This is a genomic window from Stieleria sp. (assembly GCF_041595215.1).
GTDB classification, from domain to species: Bacteria; Planctomycetota; Planctomycetia; order Pirellulales; family Pirellulaceae; genus Stieleria; species Stieleria magnilauensis.
The window spans coordinates 1-3,862 of record NZ_JBFHKV010000852.1; the positions used below are offsets into that span (position 1 = coordinate 1).

General features: G+C 59.7%; 3 protein-coding genes. 2 read left to right on the top strand and 1 reads right to left on the bottom strand.

Annotated elements, in window-relative coordinates; translation table 11 throughout:
• Positions 1-180 precede the first annotated feature (180 nt).
• Entirely contained in the window at positions 181-1,620 is a 1,440-nt protein-coding gene (locus ABX749_RS25180) for an NTP/NDP exchange transporter (RefSeq protein WP_372898428.1), read from the bottom strand.
• Positions 1,621-1,697: 77 nt separating this feature from the next.
• Between ABX749_RS25180 and ABX749_RS25185 the strand changes: the two genes are divergently transcribed.
• Together ABX749_RS25185 and ABX749_RS25190 are read left to right on the top strand one after the other, a co-directional pair.
• Entirely contained in the window at positions 1,698-2,210 is a 513-nt protein-coding gene (locus ABX749_RS25185; RefSeq protein ID WP_372898429.1) for a hypothetical protein, read from the top strand.
• 118 nt (positions 2,211-2,328) lie between these two features.
• Positions 2,329-3,862 (top strand): caspase domain-containing protein (locus ABX749_RS25190; protein ID WP_372898430.1); only part of this gene is annotated, 1,534 nt, incomplete at its 3' end.

Here is a 3,862-nt window from a genome sequence, read left to right on the forward strand (position 1 = left end):
ATGCTTCACCGCGTCAAATAAACGGGATTTGACCGGCCTCAGTTTAGGAAACTTCCCGGGAGGAGTCACGAGGGGGAGAACTACCTTCCACCCCACGCGAAAAAGCAGCGTCAACAAGGTGTCCGGGCGTCAACAAGGTGTCCGACACCTTTTTGGCAAAATGGGGCGCCCCGCAACGCCCTAGTTTGCCAAATAGGTGTCGGACACGTTTTCGTCTTGGCGGGCGGCGAGTTGCTTTTGGCGGCGGCCGAGGCGGAAGGCGGCGTAGGTCCAGACCGCCATGATCGGCAGGGTCCACAGATTCAGCGTCGCGAATCCGAAGCCGGCGAGGTTGCGCAGTGACCCCAGCACTTGGCTAGAGATCGCGTCACCGCCGCGCAGCACCACCGTGTCGATGAAGCTCTTCGATTTGTATTTGTCTTTGCGGCTGACGACGGTAAACAGCACCTCGCGTGCCGGCACGGTGATTCCATAACCGGCCGCCCGCGTGACGACCATGGCCGTTGCAACGACGACCAGGCTGCCGTCGAACGACAGAACGGAAAACGAAATCAAATAGATCAGGGGCAGCACCATCAGCGAGACTCCGACCCCCAGTCGCCTTAGCATCCAACCGGACAACACCAGCTGCGCCGTCAGCGTCAACACCTGCGTCGCAAAGTCGATGTAGGCGAACAACTGTGTCTTGGATTGATCGTCCGGAACGCTCGCACCGACAATTTCTGCCTGCTGAAAATACAGCTGTGTCCCGGCCGCTTGAACAAAGAACAGGAAAACGCAGATCGAGGCCAGATAGGAGGATTGAAGGACATGGGTCACGCCCTCCCAGAGCCCGCCGACCGTCGGCGTTTGGTCGGGATCACGCTGCGTGCGTTTCGGCGCGAAATGTGGATCGATCGCGACACGCTTCTCCAGCCGCCAAGCACACCACAGACCCGCCTGGAGCGTGACCATCGGGATCAGCAGCAAGCCGGCGGTGGAGAACTCGGTCGCAACCTGGCTGGTCAACAACGATCCTGTTACCGCACCCACGGTCCCGCCGGCGGCGATGCGACCGAACAGCCGTTTCCCTTGCTCGCTGCTAAACAGGTCTGCCAAAACGGACCAAAACACGCTGGTCGCAAACAAGCCGAAGACGTTAACCCAAATGAAGAACGTTCGGGCGGCCCACACGCGAACCCATTCGTCTCCGAAGCTGAGCGAGGCACTGAAGGCCAGCAACGACACGCTGAAAAAATGAAACACGACGCGGACCAACCAGCGTCGCGGCAGTCGATTGACGAGCGACGCATAGATCGGAACCGCAATCAGCATGGCGGCAAACGTCACCAGCATCAGCCCTTGCAGTTGCTTGGTGCCGCCGATCGCCCCCATCGTCTCGCGCACCGGACGAACGACACTGTAGCTGAGCAACACGAAAAAGAACCAAGCCGCCGCCCAAATCGCGACGCGCTGCTCGGCTCGCCGCTGTGACTCGGCCGGCGGTTGAGAATCGAAACTGTCGGTCGGTCTATGAATCGCTTCGCCCGCTGGTCGCGTGGTCTGGCATGGTAGGCTGTTGAAGGTGCACCACCGGTAGCCAGAAAGTAACGAAACAGGCTCGTGTCGACAAGGAATCACGAAACTTTGGCGGCGACGCGACGAATACCCCTGGTAAACCTCGATTTCTGCGATCCGTTTTCCAACCCTGTCTGCCCATGTGTCTTCAGCCCGTGTGTCTTCAGCCCATCGAACTTGATCCCGCCCCCGGTCCCGTCACCCAGCGTGTGGCTCAATGGATCGAAGCGGGGCGTCGGGCCGGCAAGTCCGTGGATTGCTTTGACTACATCCCCAGCAGCGCCGAATTGCTGCACGCCTACTTGCGCGTCATCCCGGGAAAGCGTTATTGCGAGTGGGGAAGTGGGCCGGGGATTGGCACCGGCATCGCAGCGATGTTGGGTTTCCAGGCGACGGGCATCGAAATCAACCCCGAGTTGGCACAGCGATCGGTTGAACTGTACCGAAAGTTTGATTTGTCGGCCGAAACGATCAACGCCAGCTATCACGACGTCGTGGTGCCGACCGACGTCGTGTTCGTCTATTGTTGGCCCGGGCAAGCGGTCGCGGTCCGAGAGCGATTCGTAACAGTGATGCCGCCGGGGACCTGGTTATTGATGGCCGAAGGTGCCGAACGCTTTTCGGCATTCTTGCGGGGTTACGAAGACGGGTAATCGATTCACACCAAGCGGTGCCCTAGAATCTAAAGCAGATCGACAACGAAATCCCTGATGACGTGCTTTCCAGCGGCAAGTCTCTGACGGCACGCATCGAAATCCTAACGACAGCACGATGGCAAAAGCCAATCAACGAGCCGGATGGCGCAAATCGAACAAACGCGTGGTCGCCGCAACGACGACGGAATTCGGTCATCGCGGGCGTGAAAGCCGCAAACTGTTGTTTCGCGTCAGCATGTTGTCCACCTTGGGCGTGCTGTTGTTGGCGTTGCTGGTTTATATGTTGCGCCGTTCGCCCGACCGCGATGTCCCGATGATCGTTTCGGTGGTCTCGCAATCGGGCGCGCGGGCGAACAATTCCGCCTTGTTCACCGCACCGAACCCCTTCGCGCTCGAAGACGTCGAATTGTTGTGGGCCTGGTTCGGCGGCGGCGTCAGCGATCCGTCTGAAAACGTCGTCGTGGTCGGCAATCCGAACGATGCGTCGGGCGTGATGGGCCACGAAACGAACCGGTTGATCACCGCGATCACCAAACCGTTGGCCAACGTTCAGCCGGGCGGCCCGGGCGGGGACATGATCGCGATCTATCTGAGCGCCCACGGGTTCGTCGACAAGGGAACGCCGTATCTGGCCGTCGGCGATAGTCGCGCCGATAGCGAAGACACTTGGATCCGCTTTCAGGACTTGTTCGACGAAATCGTCCGCACCTTGGATGAGCGTGGCAACGCTTCCAAAGACGTCAAGACGGTGATCTTTATCGATGCGGCGCGGGTCGGTCCGCAATGGGATTGGGGCCAATTTTCCGAATCGTTTTCCGAAGCCTGTCAGCGAGTGACCAGCAACACGTCGGACCGGATCGCCGTCGTGCTGTCGGCCAGCCCCGGGCAACGCAGTTGGTGGGATCCACGCAACGGCCACGGGCTGTTTACCAAAGCCCTTGTCGAAGCGCTGACCGGAAAAGGCGACCTGGATCAAGACCAGATGGTCACGGTGGGCGAGATCGCGGAGTACCTCAAACGCCAGGTCAATGAAGACGCCAAGGCGACTTGGGATGCCACGCAGACTCCGATGATCGTCGGTCAACAGGCGGTGGATTGGAATTTCATCAGCCAGCCGGGACCGCAACCCGCTCCGTCACTGCCGATCGTCGACCACGCTCAACTCCGCAGCGAGTTCGCCGAAGTCGACAAGCTGTGGCAACGTCACAACCGATTGACCCGCATGACGCACCCGCCGTTGGCGTTCAACCCCTTGGGCTGGGCGACTCTGGAAAAGAAACTGGCCCGCCTGGATGCCTTGCTGCTGTCCGGCAAAGGATACCGGGACCGGTTTGCCACGATCCGTTCAGGCTGCGAAAGTGATTTGGCGCAGTTCGAGCTTGGTCCCGACACGATGCCCGACACGAGTTCGCTGCCGGAACTGGCGCTGCGTGATTATTTTCGCGGTGCCGGTCACGAACTGGTTGACTTGAACGAGGACGAGCGGGCGGCGTTTCGTGAGATGGTCGACAATTGGCGAAAAAAGCCAGACGTCGCCGCTGCCGTTCAGGTGCCGATGAATGAGGCGCAAGCGATCCGGTTTCTACTGTCGTGGATCGAGGAAAAAAAGTATGACGCGGAATCACTGAGATTGGCGTCAGAGTTGCTCG

Coding starts and splice junctions, on each gene's coding strand:
- ABX749_RS25185 (WP_372898429.1), top strand. CDS start 1,698: ATGTGTCTTCAGCCCGTGTGTCTTCAGCCCATCGAACTTGATCCCGCC.